Genomic DNA, 16501 nt, shown 5'->3' on the forward strand with positions numbered 1-16501 from the left:
TGTTGAATTTTTCGCCGCCCGAGCCAAAGGTAGAGCGATTCGAAGGAGTGTTTCCAAGGCTCGATGACGCAGCATCCGACCCATTCGCCGCAGTTCTTCCTGACCGCGCCGTCGCCGTGCCCTTACCTCGACGGCCAGTTCGAGCGGAAGGTGTTCACGCATCTGGTCGGCGACAAGGCCTCGGAGATGAACGACCTGCTCACGCAAGGCGGCTTCCGGCGCTCGCAGAACATCGCCTACAGGCCAGCCTGCGAGACCTGCCGCGCCTGTGTGTCCGTGCGCATCCTGGCCCAGGAGTTTAACGCCAGCCGCAACATGAAGCGTGTGCTGCAGCATAATTCCGATCTCGTCGGCGCCATGCACAATGCCGAGCCCTCGACCGAACAATATTCGCTGTTTCGCGGCTATCTCGATGCCCGCCACCGCCGTGGCGGCATGTCCGACATGACGGTGCTCGACTACGCCATGATGGTCGAGGACACGCATGTCGACACCAAGGTCATCGAATACCGGCGGCGCGGGCCCGATACCTTCATCACCGGCAAGGGTCAGGGTGAACTCATCGCGGTGGCGCTCACCGACAAGATGGCCGACGGCCTGTCGATGGTCTATTCCTACTTCAATCCCGATTTCGAAAGCCGCTCGCTCGGCACGTTCATGATCCTCGACCATATCGCCCGTGCCAAGGCGATGGGGCTGCCCCATGTCTACCTTGGCTACTGGGTCAATGGTTCGCGCAAGATGAATTATAAGATGCGTTTCATGCCGCAGGAGCATCTCGGCCCGAAAGGCTGGGAGCGCTATACTAACGAAGCGGTCTGACGCTGAGTTTTCCCACGATCCACGCTTAAACTGTTTCAAGGCAGGGGATGCTGGTCTTTCAGCCGCTCGGCTGGAGAGAGTGCGCGCTTGCGCCGATCGGCCGCCGCCTGCAATTCGATTGCGAAAGTTCCTGCATGTCCTCTCACCACGATCACCAGAAGGGCCTTTTGATAACCGCCATCGGCGGACTGATACTGACCGTCGACATACCGTTGATCCGGCTTGCGGATGGCGGCGCGTGGACGATCCTTTTGCTGCGCACCGGAACCACTTTCATCGCCGCGATGATCATCTGGTCGGTCTGGCGCGCGCTGAGCCGCAACGCCCCGCCGCTCATCCCCGGTTGGGACGGGCTGATCGTGGCGATATGCTATGGGCTGACCTCGATCACCTTCGTCACCGCGGTCTTCCACACCTCGACCGCCGATCTGGTTTTCATCCTGGCCTTCAACACCGTGTTCGCGGCGCTTCTGTCGTGGATATTCCTGCGGGAACGACCGCGGACGGTGACCATCGTGGCGATGCTGGTCATGATCCTCGGCGTGCTGCTCATCGTCGGCGGTTCGGTCGGCACCGGCAAGCTGTTCGGCGATTTCATGGCGCTCTGCTCGGCCTTCTTCATCGCGGTCGCCATCACCATCTCGCGCGCAAGCGGCAAGGATATGGGGTTCACCTCGCTCATCGGCGTCCTTCTGCCGCTTGGGCTGGCCGCGTTCATGGTGACAGGCGAAGGCTTCCACGTGAACGCGCCAGGGTGGATCATCTTCAACGGCGCCGTCATCATGCCGATTTCGTTCTTCTGCCTCGCCGCCGGGCCGAAGTACATTTCAGGACCGGAAGTGGCGATGTTCTACCTGCTCGAAACGGTGCTCGCGCCGATCTGGGTGTGGATGATCTTTGCCGAGACGCCGACCCGCAACAGCCTGATCGGCGGCGGCATCCTGATCGTCACGCTGGTCGCCCATTCGCTCTGGCAGCTGCATGATGGACGCAAGCGTCGCGGCGACCTTGCGGTGCATCATCCAGCGTAAGGTTCGAGATCAGGCGCTGGCCTTCTTCGCGGCGCTTGGTTCGGGCAGGACCTCGATTCGCGGACCGGCCTCGATCTCGGCGGCCGATCCGGCCGCCGTCTCATCGGCCATCTCCACCTCGCGCAGCCACTCGCGCCAGATCGCGACCAGCAGCGCCATCAGCACCGGACCGATGAACAGGCCGAGAAAACCCATGGTCTTGACGCCGCCGATCAGGCCGAAAAAGGTCGGCAGGAAGGGCAGTTTTATCGGTCCGCCGACGAGCTTCGGCCGCAAGGTCTTGTCGACGATGAACAGCTCGACCGTCCCCCATATGAACAGCGCCAGGCCGGCCATCGGCGAGCCGCTGGCGGCGAGGTAGATCGACACCAGCGTGAAGGACAATGGCGCACCGCCGGGGATGAGCGCCATCACGCCGGTCAGCGCGCCCAGCGTCACAGGTGACGGCACCCCGGCCAGCCAGTAGGCGACGCCCAGCACCAGACCCTCGCCGATGGCAATCACGGTCATGCCGGTCACGGTCGAGGAAATGGTCGCCGGCACGACGCGCGAGATCCGCTCCCAGCGGGTCGGCAGGATGCGTTCGCCGAGGCGGTCGATCTGGCCGGCGAAATTCTCGCCGTCGCGATAGGCGAAAAACAGGGCGATCATCATGAACAGCAGCGTCAGAAAGAGGCTGAAAGCGCTGCCGCCGGCGGCGAGCGCGCCTCGGTAAATGCTGCCGATATTGGCGCCGCTGACCAGTTGGATCAGTTCGCCGATGCCGCCGGGATGGCCGAGATTGGTCGTCCACTGCTCGTTCAGCCACTCACCCACGACAGGCATGGTTGCGATCCAGTGCGGCGTCACCGCACCGTGGCGGTTGGTCTCTATCGCCCAGCCGACCCACTCGCGCACCTCGTTGATGGCATAGGTGCCGGCGAGCGCGATCGGTATGACCAGGAAGGCGAGGATGAACAGGATGGCAAATGTGGCGGCGATGGTGCGGTTGCCGCCAACGCCGACCAGCAGGCGACGGTAGAGCGGCCAGCTGGCGAAGGCGATGACCAGCGCGGCCAGCACAGGGAACAGGAAACCGTGGAAGAAATAGACGCCGGCGGCAACGATCAGCACCAACAACCAGCGCGCCGCCGACAGTGGCGGGATGACAGCCGAACGGAGCGGCGTCGACAGCCCGAACAGGCGCTGCTGCCGTTCCGGTTTCTGGATCTTTGCTTCCTTCAAACGCCCTGTTCTCCCTGACCCATCCGGTCAGTTATGCGCCGATATAGTGCAGCAATCGTGACGATAGTCCAAATGAATGGGAAGCGTGTTTTCCTTCTCCCCCTGTGGGAGAAGGTGGATCGGCGCGCAGCGCCGAGACGGTTGAGGGGTGTTCCAGCGGAGTGAGGCGTCGGTGTTCCCTGGAGCACCCCTCATCCGACCTCGCTTCGCGAGGCCACCTTCTCCCACAAGGGGAGAAGGAAAGGCGCTTGGCTACCCAAATTTGCCCGTCCTCGGGAAACCTTTCGGCACCATACGCCCTGCCGACGCCCTCGCGCCGATCCACTCGGCCAGTTCCTCGCGCGACCGGGTGAAAGTACGGTCGGCCGAATCCTGCCAGGAAAGACCGGTCTCCAGCGTGAACGGCTTGAGGTCGAGAAGGCCGCCGTCCTTGTATTTCTGCAGCCGCACACCCTTGCCGCGACCCATCTCCGGAATTTCCGAGAGCGCGAACACCAGCATCTTGCGGTTCTCACCGACGATGGCCAGATGATCGCCGATGACCGGCACGCAGCGCTTGGCTTCGTCGGGAGCCTTGACGTTCATCACCTGCTTGCCCTTGCGGGTGTTGGCGACCACCTCTTCCTCCGGAACGATGAAGCCGTTGGCGTCGAACGAGGCGAGCAGCAGCTTGCGCTTGGGATCGTGGACGAAGGCGGTGACGATGTCCTGGTCATTGTCCATGTCGACGATGATGCGGATCGGCTCGCCATGGCCACGGCCGCCCGGCAACCGGTCGGCGCCGATCGTGTAGAACTTGCCGCCGGTGGTGAAGACCAGCACCTTGTCGGTCGTCTGGGCATGGAAGGCGAGCTTGAGGCTATCGCCCTCCTTGAAGGTCAGCGTCGAGAGATCGGCCAGATGGCCCTTCATCGCCCGCAGCCAGCCCTTTTCCGAAACCACCACGGTGACCGGCTCGCGCTCGATCATGGCGTGGGCGATGTCGGTCAGGTCGTGCTCGGGCGCATCGGCGAACTGGGTGCGGCGCTTGCCGAGCTCGGTCTCCGGGCCGAACTTGTCGCGAACCTGGGTGACTTCCCACTTGATCGTCGACCACTGCTTGGCGTCGGACGCCAGCAGCGCCTCGATCTGCTTCTTCTCGGCGGTCAGGCCATCGAATTCCTTGCGGATCTCGAATTCCTCCAGCTTGCGCAAAGCGCGCAGCCGCATGTTGAGGATCGCTTCGGCCTGGGTGTCGGTGAGCGACCAGCGGGCCATCATGACCTGCTTAGGCTCATCCTCCTCGCGGATGATCTTGATCACCTCGTCGATGTTCAGATAGGCGATCAGGTAGCCGGCTAGGATTTCCAGCCGCCTCTCGATCTCGCCAAGGCGATGTTTCGAGCGACGGATGAGGACATCGCGGCGGTGATCAAGCCATTCCTGCAGCACGCCTTTCAGCGACAGCACATTGGGCACCTTGCCGCGCGACAGCACATTCATGTTGAGCGGAAAACGGCTTTCGAGCTCGGTCAGCTTGAACAGCGATTCCATCAGGATGCCTGGGTCGACGGAACGGCTCTTGGGCACCAGCACGACGCGGATGTCCTCGGCACTTTCGTCCCTGATATCCTCGAGCAGCGGCAGCTTGCGGGCCATCAACAGCTCGGCGATCTTCTCGATCAGCCGCGCCTTCTGCACGCCATAGGGGATTTCGGTGACAACGATGCTCCAGGTGCCCCTGCCCTGGTCTTCCTGGCTCCATTTCGAGCGCACGCGAAAGCCGCCGCGGCCGGTCTCGTAGGCTTCGAGGATGGAAGCGCGGCTGTCGACGATGATGCCGCCGGTCGGGAAATCCGGGCCCTGGACGAAATCCATCAGCTTCGCCACCGGCGCATCGCGATGCTCGATCAGGTGCAGCGCGGCGTCGCAAAGCTCGGCCGCGTTGTGCGGCGGGATCGACGTCGCCATGCCGACCGCGATGCCGGACGAGCCGTTGGCCAAGAGATTGGGGAAGGCACCGGGGAGCACGACCGGCTCCTCGTCCTCTTCATTGTAGGTCGGCCGATAGTCGACCGCGTCCTCGGTGATGCCGGCAAGCAATTCGGTCGCCACGTCGGTCATGCGCGCTTCGGTGTAGCGCATGGCGGCCGCGTTATCGCCGTCGATGTTGCCGAAATTGCCCTGGCCGTCGACCAGGGGGTAGCGCATCGAAAAATCCTGCGCCAGCCGCACCAGCGCATCATAGATCGACTGGTCGCCATGCGGGTGGAACTTGCCCATCACCTCGCCGACGATACGGGCGCATTTGGCAAAACCCTGGTCGGGATTGAGGCGCAGCAGGCGCATGGCGTGCATGATGCGGCGATGGACCGGTTTCAGCCCGTCACGCACGTCCGGCAGCGCCCGGTGCATGATGGTCGACAGCGCATAGGCCAGATAGCGCTCTTCCAGCGCCTTCTTCAGATCGACCGGTTCGATATGATCGCCACCGCCATTGTCAGGCGGCAAAAGCCTTTTTCCCATGGGCTGGACCTAGCCGAGCGGGTGATTCGCGGCAAGAGGCGCACGCCGGACCGGTCGATTTGCGCACGTTTCCGCAACAGGAACCCGCAAGGTCGAGCTTGCCGTCCAACATCATTCTGTTACATGCCGCATCTATTGCGAAGCACGCTGGCGGCCCGACCTTCATGCCAAATTCACCGCATTCTCCAATAGCGTTCGGATCGGGTTTGCCTTTCACCGCGATTTTCGACCATTGTGCCGGAACACGCCTTTTTCCCGTCCAGTTCGTCACGGAATGGTGATGGCGCAAAGAATTGAAAAACAATTTCAGGACACTCTCAGGGACCTTGCGATGACAATCAAACGCTCAACTCTCCGGAAATTCGCTCTTTCGACCTTCTTGCTCACACTGCCGCTGAATGCGGCCCTTGCCCAGGACGCTGCGGTCGCGGACCGGCTGAAGGCAGCGCTCTCCGCACAGGGTGTCGACATCTCCTGGACCGGCGTGACCGGCGACAACACCAGCATGGTGCTGCAGGGCGTGTCGGTGAAACCGGCCGCGGAAAAGGAAGCGCTGGCGATCGGCGACGTCAAGCTCGAGAACGTCACCGAAGCCAATGGCGGGTATGAGATCGGCACCGTGTCGACCTCGGCCTTCGAACACAGCAAGGACGGCGTCACCCTCGATCTCAGTCCCTTCGTCATCCACGACATGACGGTACCGGCCGACGGCTCCACCAGCCCGCTTGGTTCGCTGATGATGTACAAATCCGCCGAACTGTCGAACATGACGGTCAAGGTGGCCGACAAGACCGCCTTCTCGATGGACGGCCTTGCCATCGAGATCACGCCGCCCGCCGACGGCAAGGCGATGGAATTCACCGCCAATACCGAGAAGTTCACGGCCGACCTCTCGCTGGTCGACGACCCCAAGTCCAAGGAGGTCATCAACGCGCTCGGCTACCAGAACATCTCGGGCAATCTCGAGATGGCCGGCACCTGGCAGCCATCGGACGGCAAGATGGAACTGTCGAAATACGACATCTCCGTCGAGAACGCCGGCACACTCGGCATGACCTTCGACCTTGGCGGCTACACGATCGACTTCATCAAGTCGCTGCAGGAAATGCAAAAGAAGATGGCCGCGCAGCCGGAAGGCGCCGACAATTCGGCGCAAGGCATGGCGATGCTCGGCCTGTTGCAGCAGCTTTCGTTCAACAGCGCCTCGATCCGCTTCGACGACGATTCGCTGACCGGCAAGGTGCTGGACTATGTCGGCAAGCAGCAAGGCATGTCTGCCAAGGACATCGCCAACCAGGCCAAGGCAATCGTGCCGTTCGGCATGGCGCAGCTCAACAATCCGGAGTTGACCGCTCAGGTGACCGCTGCGGTCAGCAAATATCTCGACGATCCGAAGAGCCTCGAAATCTCGGCCGAGCCGCCGGCATCGGTGCCGTTCGCGCTGATCATGGCGGGCGCCATGTCCAACCCGCTCGACCTGCCGAAGACGCTCGGCGTCAGCGTCAAGGCGAACGAGGACTGATCGAAACGGCCTCAGGACAAAAAAAGCCCGGCAGCGATGCCGGGCTTTTTGTTGGATTGCCGAATCGAAAGAACCGGTTCGAGCAAGTTCCTGAAGTGAAAACCGAAGCGGTCAGGCGTCCTTCTTGGTCGGCGCGACGCGCAGCGCCAGTTCGCGAAGCTGCTGCGGCGAAGCTTCCGACGGCGCGTTCATCAACAAATCATAGGCCTGCTGGTTCATCGGGAACATGGTGATTTCGCGCAGGTTCTTGGCGCCGACCAGGAGCATGACGACGCGATCGACACCGGCGGCCATGCCGCCATGCGGCGGCGCGCCATACTGGAAGGCGCGATAGAGGCCGCCAAAGCGTTCCTCGACCGTGGCGCGGTCCAACCCGACCGTCTCGAACGCCTTGACCATGGTTTCGGGCAAATGGTTGCGGATACCGCCGCTGGCGATCTCGAAACCGTTGCAGACCATGTCGTACTGGAACGCCTTGATGCCGAGCAGGTCCTCCCCGTTCAGCGCATCGATGCCACCTTGCGGCATGGAGAACGGGTTGTGGGCGAAGTCGATCTTCTTCTCTTCTTCGTTCCATTCGAAGAACGGGAAGTCGACGATCCAGCACAGTTCGAAGCGTTCGCGATCGACAAGATTGAGTTCCTCGCCGGCACGGCTGCGCGCAGCGCCCGCGAAAGAGACGAACTTCTTCGGGTCGCCGGCGACGAAGAAAGCGGCGTCGCCGTCGGCAAGGCCGAGCTGCAGGCGGATCGCTTCGGTGCGTTCCTCGCCGATGTTCTTGGCGAGCGGCCCGGCGCCTTCGAGCTTGTCGCCCTCCTTGCGCCAGAAGATGTAGCCCAGCCCCGGCTGGCCCTCGCCTTGCGCCCAGCTATTCATGCGGTCGCAGAAGGCGCGGCTGCCGCCGGTCTTGGCGGGAATGCCCCAAACCTCTGCCCTCGGGTCGTTGGCCAGGATGTTGGCGAATACCTTGAAGCCGGAATCGCGGAAGTGATCCGAGACGGCCTGCATCTCGATCGGGTTGCGCAAATCGGGCTTGTCGGAACCGTATTTGCGCATGGCGACATCATAGGGGATGCGCTGGAACTTCTGCGTCACCGGCTTGCCGTTGGCGAAGGTCTCGAAGACGCCGCGCATCACGGGTTCCATGGTCGACAGCACGTCGTCCTGCTCGACGAAGCTCATTTCGAGGTCGAGCTGGTAGAATTCGCCGGGCAGACGGTCCGCGCGCGGATCCTCGTCGCGGAAGCAGGGCGCGATCTGGAAATAGCGGTCGAAGCCCGACACCATGATCAATTGCTTGTACTGCTGCGGCGCCTGCGGCAGCGCGTAGAAAGTGCCGGGATGGATGCGCGACGGCACCAGGAAGTCGCGCGCGCCTTCCGGCGACGACGCGGTGAGGATCGGCGTCGAGAATTCGGTGAAGCCGACCTCGCCCATGCGCTTGCGCATCTCTGCGATGATTTTCGTGCGCGCCACGATGTTCCGATGCAACGTCTCACGGCGCAGATCGAGGAAGCGGTATTTCAGGCGGATGTCCTCGGGATAGTCCGGTTCGCCGAACACCGGCAGCGGCAACTCCTTGGCGGCGGACAGCACCTCAATCTCGCGGGCGAAAATCTCGATCTCGCCGGTCGGCAAATTGGCGTTCGTGGTCTCCGGCAGGCGCGCCTTGACCTCGCCGTCGACGCGGATCACCCATTCGCCGCGCACGGTCTCGGCGACCTTGAAGGCAGGCGAATCGGGATCGGCGACGATCTGGGTCAGGCCGTAGTGGTCGCGCAGGTCGATGAAGAGCAGGCCGCCATGGTCGCGCACGCGATGCACCCAGCCCGACAGCCGGACGGATCTGCCGACGTCGCTCTTTCTCAACTGGGCACAGGTATGGCTGCGGTAACGATGCATTGTCATGGATAAAGTCCGGGGTGCTGGGTGGCAGGCCAAAGCATTACGGCCCGGCCTCAAAATTTGCGCGAAAAGCGCATGGGAGGCCGGATTTGTCAAGGCAAGCGGTCACACAGGCTCGCGGCTTCTACCGTTCACGCGAAGTGGATTTGGGCGCCCTGACGTTCAAAATCGACAAGGATGGCAGCGGGCGCGGTCTTCTCGACGACGAGGTGGCTGATCATCCCGGCAGTAGCGACGCGGTACGGCGCCGCGGTGGCCAGCTTGTCATTGGTGACGGCAATGAGGATGCCGGCGCTGTTCCCCGCCATGGCCCGCTTCACCTCGGCCTCGGCCGAATCGAAGGCAGTCACGCCTCGCGTGGCATCAAGGCCGCAGGATCCCAGGAAAAACAGGTCGGCGCCAAGCTGCGCCACGGCGGCCAGCGTATCGGCTCCGACACAGGTGCCAAGGTCGCGGACATACCTGCCGCCGAGCACGATCAGTTCGACCAGCGGATGATCCGACAGGACCGAGGCGACGCCAAGCGAATTGGTGGCTACGGTCAGCTCGATGTCGCGCGGGATGGCCCTGGCGATCGCCTCATTGGTCGTGCCGCCATCGATGAACAGGCTTTTTCCAGCGCAGAGCAACGCGACCGCCGCATTTGCCAGACGCGCCTTCTCCTCGATCGCATGACCGCCTCGCTGGCTGATCGTTGCCGCTGCAAAGGGCGCGGAAGCGACCGCGCCGCCGTAAACGCGACGGCACTCGCCGGCCTTCGCCAGTTCCCTCAGGTCGCGGCGTACGGTGTCTTCCGAAACACCGAAGCGGCTTGCCAGTTCGCCGGCCAGGACACTCCCCTCCGCAGCAAGGCGGTCACGGATAAGCTGGTGCCTTTGATCGGTGAGCATTGCCGAATCCTGTTTTCTTGTTCTGCACGTTCTTGCATGTTTTGCACGTTTATGCAAGAAGTCGACATGTCTGGCTGCTGGACAAAGTAGCCGCCTTTTTTTTGAAAGCACCGCGATGAGCTTCAGCCTCGACCTTGCCCCTCAACACCGGGTCTATGCCGGGTTTGCGACCTATTCGTTCGCCATGGGCAACATCTTCCCGCGACTGCCCGACATCAAGCATGCCATGGGCATCGCGGACGGCACGCTGGGGCTCAGCCTGATCGGGACACCGATCGGCACCCTCACCGCACTGACGCTGGCCACGCCCCTCCTGGAGCGCATCGGCTTTCGCCGCGCGCTGCTCACGCTGGTTCCGCTGCTGGCGCTTCTCTATGCCATCGCCGTGCATGCGCCGGATCCCGTCGCACTGTTCCTGATGCTGTTTCCCATCGGCCTGATGATCGGCAGCGTCGAAATCATCCTGAATGTCGAGGCCGACAGGACGGAATTCCAGCTCAAACGCCGGATCATGAACCGCGCCCATTCGTTCTGGAGCGCGGGCTTCTTCGGTGCCGGACTGTTCGGCGGCGCGATGGCGCATCTCGGCCTGTCGCCGCAACTCCATCTGACGCTGGTCGTCCCCATAGTGGCTGTCTCGATGGCGATCTTTCTCGGCGGCTACGAGCCGGCCCCTGCCCGTTTCGCCGCTACCGGCGACAAGGCGCCCATGCTCGCCCGGCCGACATTGCCTATACTCGTCCTCGTCGCGGTGACGCTTTCGGCGATGCTGCTGGAAGGCGCCAGCATCGACTGGTCGGCAATCTACATGCGCACCGTGTTCGAATCCGGCCCCTTTGTCGCCGGCTTCACAGTGGCGCTGTTTGCATTCTCGCAGGCGACGACGCGCTTCTTCGCCGACAGCTTCGTCGACCGCCATTCGCCAAGCGGCGTGGCGCGCGTCCTCCTGGCGACGATGGCCGCCGGCGTTTTCCTGGTCTTCTTCTCGCCCGCGCCATTTATCTCGATGCTCGGCTTGGCGCTTCTGGGCGTTGGCAGCAGCGCCATCTTCCCGCTGGCGATTTCGGCCGCCGCGCAGCGAAGCGATCGCCCCGCGGCGATCAACGTAGCGGCATTGTCACAAATCTCCTTCACTGCCTTCCTGCTCGGCCCGCCGCTGCTTGGCTTCGTCTCGGACCATTGGGGCATCCGCTCGGCCTTCGGCATCGGCATCCCATTCATCATACTCAGCCTGCTGACCGTCGGCTCGCTTGGCACCAGGCCATCTTCTTCCGCCACCTCCGCAAGGGCAGGCTCCAGCGGGACGCGGGAGGAGGCACTGGCGCGGGCCAACGAGGCATAGGCGGCTCGCCTACCCGTCCACCGGACGGCTGGCGCGGCCTGCCCAAGGCAGGTCGCCTCGCAAGAACTAAGGATTGTCCGCTGGCATTGACGGTCGCTTTGGTTCAAGAAGGGATCACCGATACCTGATCGCCGCTTCATGTCCTCCATCCGCCCGCTGATTCCGCTCCTTCTCGCCGCAGGCATCCTGCTCGGCGGCAATGGGCTGCAGAGCACGCTGATCGCGCTGCGCGGCGCGCAGGAAGGGTTTTCGGCGTCCGACATCGGGCTGATGGGCACCTTCTATTTCGCCGGCTTCCTGCTCGGCTGCCTGGCCATCACCCGCATCATGAAGGCGGTCGGCCATATCAGGGCGTTCTCGGCGCTGGCGGCGATCGCCTCGGTCGGCACCTTGCTCCTGGTACTGGTCCTCGACCCGGTGATGTGGTGCGCCGTGCGCTTTGCCGGCGGCTTCTGTTTCGCCGGGCTATTCACCATCGTCGAAAGCTGGCTGAATTCAGGCGTCACCAACCACGACCGCGCCCGCGTGCTGGCCATCTACCGGATGGTCGATACCGGATCGGTGACATCAGCCCAGTTCCTGATTCCGGTCTTCGGTGCCGGCGGCTTCAGCATCTTCGCCATCATGTCGATCATGATCACGCTGTCGCTGGTGCCCGTCTCACTTGGCGACCGTTCCAACCCGACGCCGCCGGAAGAGGTCAAGCTAGATCTGGCACGCGTCTGGCGGATTTCGCCGCTTGGCTGCTTCGGCTGCATTGCCGTTGGCGTCACCAACAGCGCGTTTCGCACCTTGTCGCCGGTCTATGCCGAGCAGATCGGCATGTCGGTCGCCGACGTCGTCACTTTCGTCAGCGTCGGCATTTTCGGCGGCGCGGTCATCCAGTATCCGCTCGGTTATCTCTCCGACCGCTGGGACCGGCGGCGGGTGCTGCTGATGACAACTTGCTGTGCGATGCTTTCGGCACTGGCGCTGGTGTTCATAGCCGGCAGCAATCCGCTGCCCAACTTCATCGCCATCTTCATCTTCGGCTGTTTCGCCATGCCGCTCTATTCGCTGTCGGCGGCGCATTCCAATGATCGCGCGGATGCCGGCGAGTTCGTGCTGATCAATGCAGCCCTGATGCTGTTCTATTCCTTCGGCGCTATTAGTGGCCCTTTCGCGGCCTCGACGGCGATGCAGTATTTCGGGCCAAGCGCGCTGTTTGTCTTCAGTGCCGCGGTCTACGCGGTGTTCATCGCCGTTATCCTCTACCGCATGCAGGCCCGGTCCGGCGTGCCGGCCGGCAAGCGCAGCCGCTTCACCGCGCTGTTGCGCACCTCGACCATTTTCGCGCGGCTGGCCAGGAGAAATAGTGATCCAGACAGTCCGGAAGGGCCGTGACGGTGGCAGCACAGCTTGACGAAAGCCTTCCCGGCTGAAATCTAGGAAGACCCTACTCCTGCCAAAAGCGATTTGATGCACGTCATCACCACCCAGAAAGAACTCGAGACCGTTCTCGCCGCTTTCGAAAAGTCGGATTTCGTCACCGTCGACACCGAATTCATCCGCGAAACGACCTTCTGGCCAATCCTGTGCCTGATCCAGATGGCCGCGCCCGGCGTGACAGCGCTGATCGATCCGCTGTCATCAGACATCGACCTGGCTCCGTTCTTCAAGTTGATGGCCAACGAGGCGGTGGTCAAAGTCTTCCACGCCGCCCGGCAAGACATCGAAATCATCGTCCATCTCGGCGATCTCGTTCCGCATCCGGTGTTCGACACCCAGGTGGCGGCAATGGTCTGCGGCTTCGGCGACAGCGTTTCCTATGATCAACTCGTGCAGCGCATCACCGGGGCGCGGCTCGACAAGTCGTCGCGCTTTACCGACTGGCGCCACCGGCCGCTGTCCGACAAGCAGCTCGACTACGCGCTGGCCGACGTTACCCATCTGATCGAGGTGTATCAGCACCTCAACGCCGAGCTGGCGCGGGAAAACCGTGCTCACTGGCTGAATGAGGAGATGGACGTCCTGACCTCGCGCGAGACCTACGATCCGCACCCCGAGGATGCCTGGAAGCGGCTGAAGATGCGACTTCGCAAACCGCAAGAGCTGGCGATCGTGCAGACCGTGGCGGCATGGCGCGAACGCGAGGCGCGCGAGCGCGACGTGCCGCGCGGCCGCGTGCTCAAGGACGACGCGATCTACGAGATCGCGCAACAAGGGCCGCGCGATGCGGCAGCCCTGGCCAAACTCCGTACCACGCCAAAAGGCTGGGAACGTTCCTCGACGGCGACCGCACTGCTCGGCGCGGTCAACACGGCGCTCGCCTTGCCCAAGGAGCAGATGCCGAAACTGCCGAAAAACTTCCAACCGCCCGAAGGCTCGAATGCGGCCGCGGAACTCTTGAAAGTGCTGCTCAGGATCGTCGCCGAAAAACAGGGCGTCGCCTCGAAGGTGCTGGCCTCCAGCGACGATATCGACCGTATCGCTGCCGAAGGCGAGGATGCCGATGTGCCGGCGCTGCAAGGCTGGCGCCGCGCCGTGTTCGGCGAACAGGCGCTGAAACTGGTGCGCGGCGAGATCGGCATCAAGTTCGACAAGCGCAAGATAGCCGTGTTCGATCTGTAGAAATCGGGCTCTCTTCCTCCGCCACGGGAGAAGAGAGCCAGCGCCGCTTCTGCTCAAACCACCTGGAGCAGGTGAAGAGCGAACCAGATCCAGCCCAACAGGATAATGATCGCGCCGAGAAAGAAAGACCGCCTGCGCAGGCGCAGATCGTTGCTGGTCAGGTGAACCCAGGCGTGGAAGTAGCGCGAGGCGACAAAGATCCACATCAGCGCCAGGGTCAGATAATTGACGCCGTTGGTGACGTGCAGCGCCAGGCACAGCACGTAGAAAAGCACCGGCAATTCGAACTGGTTGTTGAGATTGGCGGCGACCGTGACGCTGGACGCCGGCTCGGTCGAACGCACTTTGTATTGGCCTGTCTTGGCTTCGCCTGACTTGACCGCACCGTATCGGCGACGGCCGAGGACGCAGTAGACGATGTAGATCAGCAGCACATGCGCCAGGACCGGCCAGAAGATGGTGGTCTGGTTCATGAAGTGGCCCCTGCCCTTTTCGGCTTCAATTCTGACGTCTTTGGCCCGTCAGCCAGAAAGCGGCAATGACGATGACCGGGACGGCGAGAAGCGCGAATTTGGTGACGATCAGCGCCGAGGCGAAAGACAGCGAGTCCGGGTTGGCATAGAGGAAATCTGACAGAAGCCGCGCCACGGCGATATTCTGGACGTAGTCGGCGAGCGTGTAAGGCAGCACCAGGACCAAGGCGAAGATCGACTGCATCTGCGCCGGCAGCACACGGAAAACCTTCAGGCGCCGACCAGTTGCCAGGATCAGGCTGACCAGCGTCAGCGACAGCAGCGCCGGAAACAAAAGATCGAAGGTCAGGTAATGCCAGACCAGGATGATCTCGCTGCCGCGTCGGCCAAGCGCCGTCAGCCAGGCCATGCCTTCGTCGGGCGTGAATCCGAAATAGCGCATGTCGAGCGAGGCCAAGCCCCCGCTCAACTGGCGGAAATAGAAGAACTCCATCCCGGTCATGGCAATGAAAACCGCCGCCGAAAGAAAGCAGAGCGCCCCGACATGGCGCGACAAGCGCAGCACCATGGCGGTCAAGTTGCGCCAAAGCCCGGAAGAATCAGGCTCCGCCGGGATAGTTGGGGCTTTCGCGGGTAATCGTGACGTCATGGGCGTGGCTCTCACGAAGTCCGGCGTTGGATATGCGCACAAAGGTGGCGCGGTCGCGGAAATCGGCAAGGTCGCGGCCACCGACATAACCCATAGCGGCTTTCAGCCCGCCTGCAAGCTGGTGCAGCACGCCAGACACAGGTCCTTTGTAGGGAACCTGCCCTTCAATGCCTTCCGGCACCAGTTTCAGCGTGTCGCGCACCTCGGCCTGGAAGTAGCGATCGGCGGAGCCCCGCGCCATGGCGCCGACCGAGCCCATGCCGCGATAGGCCTTGAAGGAGCGGCCCTGGTGCAGATAGACCTCGCCCGGGCTTTCGTCGGTCCCGGCAAGCAGCGAGCCGATCATGGCGGCACTGGCGCCGGCGGCGAGTGCCTTGGCGAGATCGCCGGAATATTTGATGCCGCCGTCGGCGATCACCGAGGCGCCGGATTTATGCGCCGTCTCGACCGCCGACATGATGGCCGAAAGCTGGGGAACGCCGACCCCGGCCACGATGCGGGTGGTGCAGATCGAGCCCGGACCGATGCCGACCTTGACGGCGTCGGCGCCGGCGTCGATCAGCGCCTGCGTGCCTTCGGCGGTGGCGACGTTGCCGGCCAGGATGCGCACGGAATTGGAAAGCTTCTTGGCCCGCGTTACCGCGTCCAGCACGCGCTGCGAGTGGCCATGCGCGGTGTCGATCACCAAAAGGTCGACGCCGGCCTCGATAAGACGCTCGGCGCGTTCGAAGCCGTCATCGCCGACGCTGGTGGCGGCCGCGGCGCGCAGTCGCCCCTGCGCATCCTTGGTGGCATGCGGGTTGAGCTGCGACTTCTCGATGTCCTTGACGGTGATCAGCCCGACGCAATTGCCCGCCTTGTCGACCACGACCAGCTTCTCGATGCGGTGCTGATGCAAGAGCCGCTTGGCCTCGTCCTGGTCGACATTCTCCTTGACCGTGATCAGGTTCTCACGGGTCATCAATTCGTAGACTTTTTGCGCCGGATCGGAAGCGAAGCGCACATCGCGGTTGGTCAGGATGCCCACCAGCCGGCCGGTCTTGTGGCCGCCGGCGCCGCCATTCTCTACCACCGGAATGCCTGAAATCGAGTAGGTGCGCATCAGTGACAGCGCATCAGCAAGCGTGGCGTCGGGACCGATGGTGACCGGGTTCACCACCATGCCGGATTCGAATTTCTTGACCTGCCGCACCTGCTCGGCCTGCTCGGCGGGCGAGAAATTGCGATGGATGACGCCGATGCCGCCGGCCTGCGCCATGGCGATGGCAAGCCGTGCCTCGGTGACGGTGTCCATCGCCGCCGACAGGATCGGCACGTTGAGGTCGATGTCGCCGGCGATGCGGGTGCGGATGTCGGTCTGGCCGGGCATCACCTCGGAATGACCGGGCTGTAAAAGCACGTCGTCAAAGGTCAGCGCCAGTGCGCCGGTGGACGTTTCGATGATTTTTGCCATGGCCAGCCCTTTGAATGCGAAAAAGCGCTGGACCGGAATGGGCAGCGCCGACTCGTTATTCCCTTTCAGGATTGG

The 16501-nt window shown here is 62.9% G+C and carries 13 protein-coding genes; 6 read left to right on the forward strand and 7 right to left on the reverse strand.

Annotated features, from left to right (window positions below; translation table 11 throughout):
* Positions 1-63 precede the first annotated feature (63 nt).
* Entirely contained in the window at positions 64-822 is a 759-nt protein-coding gene (locus EJ077_RS18815) for an arginyltransferase (RefSeq protein ID WP_208695590.1), read from the forward strand.
* Between the two features lie 134 nt (positions 823-956).
* Entirely contained in the window at positions 957-1853 is an 897-nt protein-coding gene (locus EJ077_RS18820; RefSeq protein WP_208695591.1) for a DMT family transporter, read from the forward strand.
* Between the two features lie 9 nt (positions 1854-1862).
* On the opposite strand, the gene EJ077_RS18825 is transcribed toward EJ077_RS18820, so the two are convergent.
* A complete protein-coding gene (locus EJ077_RS18825) occupies positions 1863-3077 on the reverse strand; it encodes an AI-2E family transporter (RefSeq protein ID WP_208695592.1) in 1215 nt (404 codons plus the stop codon).
* A gap of 252 nt (positions 3078-3329) precedes the next feature.
* The gene (gene parC / locus EJ077_RS18830; protein WP_208695593.1) at positions 3330-5582 is read right to left on the reverse strand and encodes a DNA topoisomerase IV subunit A; all 2253 of its coding nucleotides are present in this window, start codon (positions 5580-5582) and stop codon (positions 3330-3332) included.
* A gap of 331 nt (positions 5583-5913) precedes the next feature.
* Between parC and EJ077_RS18835 the strand changes: the two genes are divergently transcribed.
* Positions 5914-7104, forward strand: coding sequence for a hypothetical protein (locus EJ077_RS18835; protein ID WP_208695594.1), 1191 nt, complete (start codon positions 5914-5916; stop codon positions 7102-7104).
* 111 nt (positions 7105-7215) lie between these two features.
* On the opposite strand, the gene aspS is transcribed toward EJ077_RS18835, so the two are convergent.
* Positions 7216-9006, reverse strand: a complete 1791-nt coding sequence (gene aspS, locus EJ077_RS18840) for an aspartate--tRNA ligase (RefSeq protein WP_208703040.1) — start codon at positions 9004-9006, stop codon at positions 7216-7218.
* A 134-nt stretch (positions 9007-9140) separates the two neighbouring features.
* Positions 9141-9899, reverse strand: coding sequence for a DeoR/GlpR family DNA-binding transcription regulator (locus EJ077_RS18845; protein WP_208695595.1), 759 nt, complete (start codon positions 9897-9899; stop codon positions 9141-9143).
* A gap of 115 nt (positions 9900-10014) precedes the next feature.
* Between EJ077_RS18845 and EJ077_RS18850 the strand changes: the two genes are divergently transcribed.
* The 3 genes from EJ077_RS18850 to rnd all read left to right on the forward strand — a co-directional run bounded on the left by EJ077_RS18850 (position 10015) and on the right by rnd (position 13851).
* Entirely contained in the window at positions 10015-11241 is a 1227-nt protein-coding gene (locus EJ077_RS18850) for an MFS transporter (RefSeq protein WP_208695596.1), read from the forward strand.
* Between the two features lie 138 nt (positions 11242-11379).
* Positions 11380-12624 (forward strand): MFS transporter, encoded by a 1245-nt coding sequence (locus tag EJ077_RS18855; RefSeq protein ID WP_208695597.1) that lies wholly within the window; start codon positions 11380-11382, stop codon positions 12622-12624.
* 75 nt (positions 12625-12699) lie between these two features.
* On the forward strand, positions 12700-13851 hold the full coding sequence (gene rnd / locus EJ077_RS18860) for a ribonuclease D (RefSeq protein WP_127279863.1): 1152 nt from the start codon (positions 12700-12702) through the stop codon (positions 13849-13851).
* 53 nt (positions 13852-13904) lie between these two features.
* Here rnd and EJ077_RS18865 read toward each other — a convergent pair whose 3' ends face one another.
* The 3 genes from EJ077_RS18865 to guaB are packed head-to-tail and all read right to left on the reverse strand — an operon-like array spanning position 13905 to position 16426.
* Positions 13905-14324 carry an MAPEG family protein gene (locus tag EJ077_RS18865; RefSeq protein WP_208695598.1) on the reverse strand — a complete coding sequence of 140 codons (420 nt, stop codon included), beginning with the start codon at positions 14322-14324 and terminating at the stop codon, positions 13905-13907.
* Between the two features lie 25 nt (positions 14325-14349).
* On the reverse strand, positions 14350-14892 hold the full coding sequence (locus EJ077_RS18870; RefSeq protein WP_208695599.1) for a hypothetical protein: 543 nt from the start codon (positions 14890-14892) through the stop codon (positions 14350-14352).
* Between the two features lie 31 nt (positions 14893-14923).
* Positions 14924-16426 (reverse strand): IMP dehydrogenase, encoded by a 1503-nt coding sequence (guaB, locus tag EJ077_RS18875; RefSeq protein ID WP_127279866.1) that lies wholly within the window; start codon positions 16424-16426, stop codon positions 14924-14926.
* Positions 16427-16501 lie beyond the last annotated feature (75 nt).

Origin of the sequence: Mesorhizobium sp. M8A.F.Ca.ET.057.01.1.1, from assembly GCF_003952565.1 — a bacterium.
Classification (GTDB): Bacteria; Pseudomonadota; Alphaproteobacteria; order Rhizobiales; family Rhizobiaceae; genus Mesorhizobium.

Coding starts and splice junctions, on each gene's coding strand:
- EJ077_RS18870 (WP_208695599.1), bottom strand. CDS start 14,892: ATGGTGCTGCGCTTGTCGCGCCATGTCGGGGCGCTCTGCTTTCTTTCG.
- rnd (WP_127279863.1), top strand. CDS start 12,700: ATGCACGTCATCACCACCCAGAAAGAACTCGAGACCGTTCTCGCCGCT.
- EJ077_RS18845 (WP_208695595.1), bottom strand. CDS start 9,899: ATGCTCACCGATCAAAGGCACCAGCTTATCCGTGACCGCCTTGCTGCG.
- EJ077_RS18815 (WP_208695590.1), top strand. CDS start 64: ATGACGCAGCATCCGACCCATTCGCCGCAGTTCTTCCTGACCGCGCCG.
- EJ077_RS18835 (WP_208695594.1), top strand. CDS start 5,914: ATGACAATCAAACGCTCAACTCTCCGGAAATTCGCTCTTTCGACCTTC.
- guaB (WP_127279866.1), bottom strand. CDS start 16,426: ATGGCAAAAATCATCGAAACGTCCACCGGCGCACTGGCGCTGACCTTT.
- EJ077_RS18850 (WP_208695596.1), top strand. CDS start 10,015: ATGAGCTTCAGCCTCGACCTTGCCCCTCAACACCGGGTCTATGCCGGG.
- parC (WP_208695593.1), bottom strand. CDS start 5,582: ATGGGAAAAAGGCTTTTGCCGCCTGACAATGGCGGTGGCGATCATATC.
- EJ077_RS18855 (WP_208695597.1), top strand. CDS start 11,380: ATGTCCTCCATCCGCCCGCTGATTCCGCTCCTTCTCGCCGCAGGCATC.
- aspS (WP_208703040.1), bottom strand. CDS start 9,006: ATGCATCGTTACCGCAGCCATACCTGTGCCCAGTTGAGAAAGAGCGAC.
- EJ077_RS18865 (WP_208695598.1), bottom strand. CDS start 14,324: ATGAACCAGACCACCATCTTCTGGCCGGTCCTGGCGCATGTGCTGCTG.
- EJ077_RS18820 (WP_208695591.1), top strand. CDS start 957: ATGTCCTCTCACCACGATCACCAGAAGGGCCTTTTGATAACCGCCATC.